The 5,465-nt window shown below is 70.9% G+C and carries 4 protein-coding genes and 1 pseudogene; all 5 read left to right on the forward strand.

The features are described 5' to 3' along the window. Nucleotides 1-304 precede the first annotated feature (304 nt). Entirely contained in the window at nt 305-1,708 is a 1,404-nt protein-coding gene (locus ACFXGA_RS05850; RefSeq protein ID WP_378084728.1) for an extracellular solute-binding protein, read from the forward strand. Then, nucleotides 1,708-2,568, forward strand: coding sequence for a carbohydrate ABC transporter permease (locus ACFXGA_RS05855; protein WP_378084828.1), 861 nt, complete (start codon nt 1,708-1,710; stop codon nt 2,566-2,568). The genes ACFXGA_RS05850 and ACFXGA_RS05855 overlap by 1 nt, the downstream gene beginning before the upstream one ends. A 5-nt stretch (nt 2,569-2,573) precedes the next feature. After that, complete coding sequence (locus ACFXGA_RS05860) at nt 2,574-3,410, forward strand: carbohydrate ABC transporter permease (protein ID WP_378084729.1); 837 nt, start codon at nt 2,574-2,576, stop codon at nt 3,408-3,410. A gap of 8 nt (nt 3,411-3,418) precedes the next feature. Beyond that, nucleotides 3,419-4,837: a GH1 family beta-glucosidase gene (locus tag ACFXGA_RS05865; protein WP_378084730.1), complete on the forward strand. Its 1,419-nt coding sequence runs from the start codon at nt 3,419-3,421 to the stop codon at nt 4,835-4,837. 232 nt (nt 4,838-5,069) lie between these two features. After that, nucleotides 5,070-5,465 (forward strand): annotated as a pseudogene (locus ACFXGA_RS05870) (hypothetical protein); the annotation flags it as partial.

The raw sequence follows: 5,465 nt of genomic DNA on the forward strand, positions 1-5,465 counted from the left end.
CGGGGTTCCCTTTTTTTGCGGCGGCGCCCGCGACCGCGGGGGGGGTCCACCCCCTTTGCCGGGGGGGGGGGGGGGGGGGGGGGGGCCCCCCCCCCCCGGCTCTTCGCTTCCCGCCGCCGGGCTCACGGAACGTGCGCGACGGTCGCGATCGGCTCTCCGAAGCGCTTCAGATTGTTGCGGAACGGTGTCGACCGGTTCTTCCCGGGTTGACAGCGCGAACCGGGACTCACAGTGTGAGAGCGCTCTCATGAGAGCGCTCTCACGACGTCGGGTCCGAGCCCGGCGAGCGCGTCGAGGAGGACGGATGAGCAGGAACCCGGTCGGCCGGACGACGTCGATCACCGCGGTGGCGCTGAGCGCCGCGCTGGTGGCCGCGTGTGGTGGCGGGGGAGGTGACGCGGGTGACGGCACGATCAAGCTGTCGATCGGGGTCTTCTCCGACTTCGGCTACACCAACCTGATCAAGGAGTACCAGGCCGCGCACCCCGGCATCGAGATCGAGCAGCGCACGGTCAAGATGGAGCAGCACCACACGCAGCTCGCCACCCAGCTCGCGGGCGGTCGCGGGGCCGCCGACATCGTGGCGATCGAGGAAGGCGCCATCGCGCAGTTCCGCCAGTCCAAGGACAAGTTCGTCAACCTCGCGGACTACGGCGCCAAGGAGCTGGAGGGCCAGTGGGCGGCCTGGAAGTGGAACCAGGGCACCACCGACAACGGCGACTTCGTGCTCGGCCTCGGCACCGACATGGGCAGCCTCGCGCTGTGCTACCGGCGTGACCTGTTCGAGGCCGCGGGCCTGCCCTCGGACCGCGAGTCCGTCGGCGCGCTGTGGCCCACCTGGGAGGACTACGCCCGGGTCGCCGACACGTTCAGCCGGAAGACGCCGGGCGTGAAGTTCCTCGACGCCGCGCAGAACGTCTACAAGGCCATCCTCGACCAGACCGAGGAGGGCTACTTCGCCAAGGCCGACGACTCGTTCATCGGCGACCGGAACGACAAGGTCGAGAAGGCGTTCACGCTCGCCGCGAGCCTGGGCGAGAAGAAGCAGACCGCCGCCGTCGCGCCGTTCAGCCAGGACTGGAACGTCGCGCTCAAGCAGGCGTCCTTCGCCACCACCACCTGCCCGGCCTGGGCGCTCGCGCTGATCAAGGCCGGCGCCGGCGACGAGGCGGCCGGCAAGTGGGACGTGGCCGCCGCGCCCGGTGGCGGCGGCAACTGGGGCGGCTCGTTCCTGGCCGTGCCCAAGCAGGGCAAGCACCCGAAGGCGGCCTACGAGCTGGCCAAGTGGCTGACCGCGCCCGAGCAGCAGAAGCGGATCTTCAAGGAGACCGGCAACCTGCCCAGCGAGCCCGCCGCGTACCAGGACCCCGAGGTCACCGCGACGACGAACGAGTACTTCAACTCCGCGCCGGTCGGCCGGATCTTCGGCGACTCGGCGGAGAGCCTCAAGCCGACCTACCGCGGCACCAAGGACACCAAGGTCACCCCGGTGTTCAACAACGCCCTCTCCCGCGTGGAGACCGGCAAGCAGTCCGCCGCCGACGCGTTCGCCCAGGCCGTCGGGGACGCGCGGGACGCGCAAATGTCACTATCGCACCGGATGGGGCGCGGGGGGGACGGGGCACGACGCCCGTCCCGCCGTCCGCGCGGCGCCTGTCGTGGCGCGACCGGCTGGGCCGGTTCGACACGAAGTACACGCCCTACGTGATCGTCGCGCCGTTCTTCGCGGTGTTCGGCGTCTTCGGGCTCTACCCGCTGCTCTACACCGCGTGGGTCTCGCTGCACGACTGGCAGCTGATCGACGGCGACCAGGGCTTCACCGGCCTGGACAACTACACCGCCCTGCTGGCGGACCCGAACTTCTGGAACGCGCTGGGCAACACGGTCAGCCTGTTCCTGCTCTCCACGGTCCCGCAGCTGTTCGCCGCGCTCGGCCTGGCCGCCCTGCTCGACCGCGGCCTGCGCGGCCGGGCGTTCTGGCGGGCCGGGGTGCTGCTGCCCAACGTGATCTCGGTGGCCGCGGTGGCGCTGGTGTTCGCCCAGCTCTTCGGCCGCGACTTCGGCATCGTCAACGCGGTGCTCGGCGTCGTGGGTCTCGACCCGGTGGACTGGCGCGCCGAGACGTGGGCCTCCCACCTCGCGATCAGCTCGATGGTGATGTGGCGCTGGACCGGCTACAACGCGCTGATCTACCTGGCCGCGATGCAGTCGGTGCCCAAGGACATGTACGAGTCGGCGATGCTCGACGGCGCGTCGCGGTGGCGGGTGTTCTGGTCGATCACGGTGCCGAGCATCCGGCCGACGATCCTGTTCACCGTCATCGTGTCCACCATCGGCGGCATGCAGCTGTTCGTGGAGCCGCAGCTGTTCGACCCGGGCGGCACGGCCACCGGCACCGGCGGCGACGACCGGCAGTTCCAGACCCTGGTGATGTACCTGTACGAGAAGGGCTTCCGGTTGTTCGACGCGGGTTACTCCTCGGCCATCGCGTGGGTGTTGTTCCTGGTGATCCTGGTGGTCGCGGTCGTGAACTTCGCGGTGGCGCGGCGCATCGCGTCGAAGGGGTGAGGCCGGTGCTCCGGACCAAGCGCGCGACGAAGGCGGGGCCGTTCGCGTACGCGGTGCTCGTCGTCGTCCTGGTCGCGTCGGTGTTCCCGCTGTACTACTCGTTCCTCATCGCGAGCAAGGACAACTCGGCGCTCGGCGACGCGGTGCCGTCGCTGGTGCCGGGCGGCCACCTGTTCGACAACCTGAGCAGGGTGTTCGACACCGTCGACTTCTGGTTGGCGATGCAGAACTCGCTCGTGGTCGCGGGCACGGTGGCGATCGGCAACGTCGTGCTGGGCACGCTGGCCGGGTTCGCGTTCGCCCGGCTGCGGTTCCGCGGCGGTGACGCGTTGTTCCTGGTCGTGGTCGGCACGTCCATGGTGCCCACGCAGCTCGGCGTCATCCCGCTCTACATGCTGATGTCGGACCTCGACTGGTACGGCACGCTCCAGGCGGTGATCGTGCCCGCGCTGATCGGCGCGTTCTCGGTCTTCTGGATGCGGCAGGCGTGCGAGGAGTCCGTGCCGCACGAGCTGGTGGAGGCCGCCCGGGTCGACGGGTGCTCGGTGCTGCGGACGTTCTGGCACGTGGCGTTCCCGGCGGTGCGCCCGCAGGCCGCGGTGATGGGCATGTTCACGTTCATGACCGCCTGGAACGACTTCTTCTGGCCGCTGATCGTGCTGGACCCGAACGACAGCCCCACGGTGCAGGTGGCATTGTCTACATTGGCCAGCGGTTACTACACGGACTACTCGCTCATGCTGTCCGGCGCGTCGCTCGCGGTGCTGCCGGTGGTGGCGATCTTCGTCCTGCTGGCGCGCCAGATCGTCGGCGGGATCATGCAGGGGGCGGTGAAGGGGTGATCTCGCGGATGACGACAACGGACCCGCACACCGGGGTCGGGGGCGACCTGTTGCGCTTCCCGCCGGACTTCCGGTGGGGAGCGGCGACGGCGTCCTTCCAGATCGAGGGGGCGACCGCGGTGGACGGGCGTGGTCCGTCCATTTGGGACACTTTCGCGGCGAGGCCGGGCGCGGTGCTCGGCGGCGACACCGGCGAGCCGGCGTGCGACCACTACCGCCGCTACGCCGACGACGTCGCCCTGATGTCGGAGCTGGGGCTGGGCGCGTACCGGTTCTCGCTGGCGTGGCCGCGCGTGCTGCCGCTCGGCTCGGGCCGGGTGGAGCCCAGGGGGCTCGCGTTCTACGACCGGCTGGTGGACGAGCTGCTGGCCCGGGGGATCGAGCCGGTGGTCACGCTCTACCACTGGGACCTGCCGCAGGCGCTGGAGGACGCGGGCGGGTGGCGCAACCGCGACACCGCGCACCGGTTCGCCGAGTACGCGGCGATCGCGCACGCCCACCTGGGCGACCGGGTGCGGCAGTGGACCACGCTGAACGAGCCGTGGTGCTCGGCGTTCCTCGGGTACGCCAACGGGATCCACGCGCCCGGCGTGGTCGACCCGAAGGGCTCGCTGGAAGCCGCGCACCACCTCCTGCTCGGGCACGGCCTGGCCGTGCGGGCGATGCGCGAGCAGGCGCGGGACGACCACGAGTTCTCCATCGTGCTGAACTTCTGCGCGTTGACGGTCGAGGACGACTCGCAGCTGGAGGCTGCCCGCAAGGTGGACGGGTTGCAGAACCGGTTGTTCCTCGACCCGCTCGGCGGCCGCGGCTACCCGGCGGACGTCGTCGAGGACACCGCGTGGCTCGGCGACTGGACGGCCGCCGTGCACGACGGCGACCTGGACGTGATCGCCACGCCGATCGACTGGATGGGGGTGAACTACTACAGCCCCACCCGCGTCGCCCCGGCCGCCGACCCGCTGCTGGCGCACGACGGGCCGTTCCCCGGCCTGCGGGGCGTGGAGTTCCTGCCGGCGCGCGGCGACGTCACCGGGTTCGGCTGGGAGATCGACGCGAGCGGCCTCACCGCGCTGCTGGAACGCCTCGGCCGCGACGTCGGCCTGCCGCTCGTGATCACCGAGAACGGCTCGGCGTTCCCGGACGTGGTCCGCGACGGCGAGGTGGACGACGAGGCGCGCACCCGCTACCTGGTCGACCACCTGCGCGCGGTGCACCGGGCCGTCGAGGCGGGGGTGGACGTGCGCGGGTACTTCGCGTGGTCGCTGCTGGACAACTTCGAGTGGGCGGCGGGGTACAGCCAGCGGTTCGGCATCGTGCACGTGGACTACGCCACGCAGGCGCGCACGGTGAAGCGCAGCGGTCGGACGCTGGCCCGGGTGATCGGCGCCAACGCCGTCCCGGCCACCGGCTACGAGGTGGGGTAGGCGTGGTGGGCGGTCGCCCGGCGCGGCCGGGCGACCACCCGTCCCCTCAGGTGTGACATCCGACCGGGGAGCACGGCCTTTCCCCTCACGTTCAGTGGAACGGCTAACGCCTCCGTGGTGGATAAACCTGCTGGATCGGGTGGATCTCCGAGGTTCACCCTGCGGTCCGCCACACCCGGGACTGTGCTGGACGGGCAATCGTCGCCAGCGCAGGACACCGGAGGAACGCAACATGAGAGGTCGACTCGTCGGGCGGGTGGTCGCCGGCATCGCACTCGTCGCCACCGCGCTCGTGGTGGGTGGGGTGGGCAGTTCGCAGGCGCAGCCGAGCGGGCCCGAGCCCGCGGCGGCGCCCGCGATGGAGGTGGCCGCGCCGCTCGGTTACCGCCAGGCCGTGGGCCGCAACGCCGACGGCCGCATCGAGGTCTTCGCGCGTGGCGGCGACGGGGCCTTGTGGCACATCTGGCAAACCGCGCCCAACAACGGGTGGAGCGGCTGGCAGAGCCTGGGCGGGTACATCACGAGTCCCCCGGTGGTGATGAACAACGCCGACGGCAGGCTCGAAGTGTTCGTGGTCGGCGGCGACAACGCGTTGTGGCACATCTGGCAGACCGCGCCGAACAACGGC

The sequence above is a fragment of the Actinosynnema sp. NPDC059335 genome (assembly GCF_042752395.1).
GTDB lineage: Bacteria > Actinomycetota > Actinomycetes > Mycobacteriales > Pseudonocardiaceae > Actinosynnema.

Bases quoted from the DNA above. Each gene is read 5' to 3' on its own strand.
- ACFXGA_RS05865 (WP_378084730.1), top strand. From the start codon at position 3,419: ATGACGACAACGGACCCGCACACCGGGGTCGGGGGCGACCTGTTGCGC.
- ACFXGA_RS05850 (WP_378084728.1), top strand. From the start codon at position 305: ATGAGCAGGAACCCGGTCGGCCGGACGACGTCGATCACCGCGGTGGCG.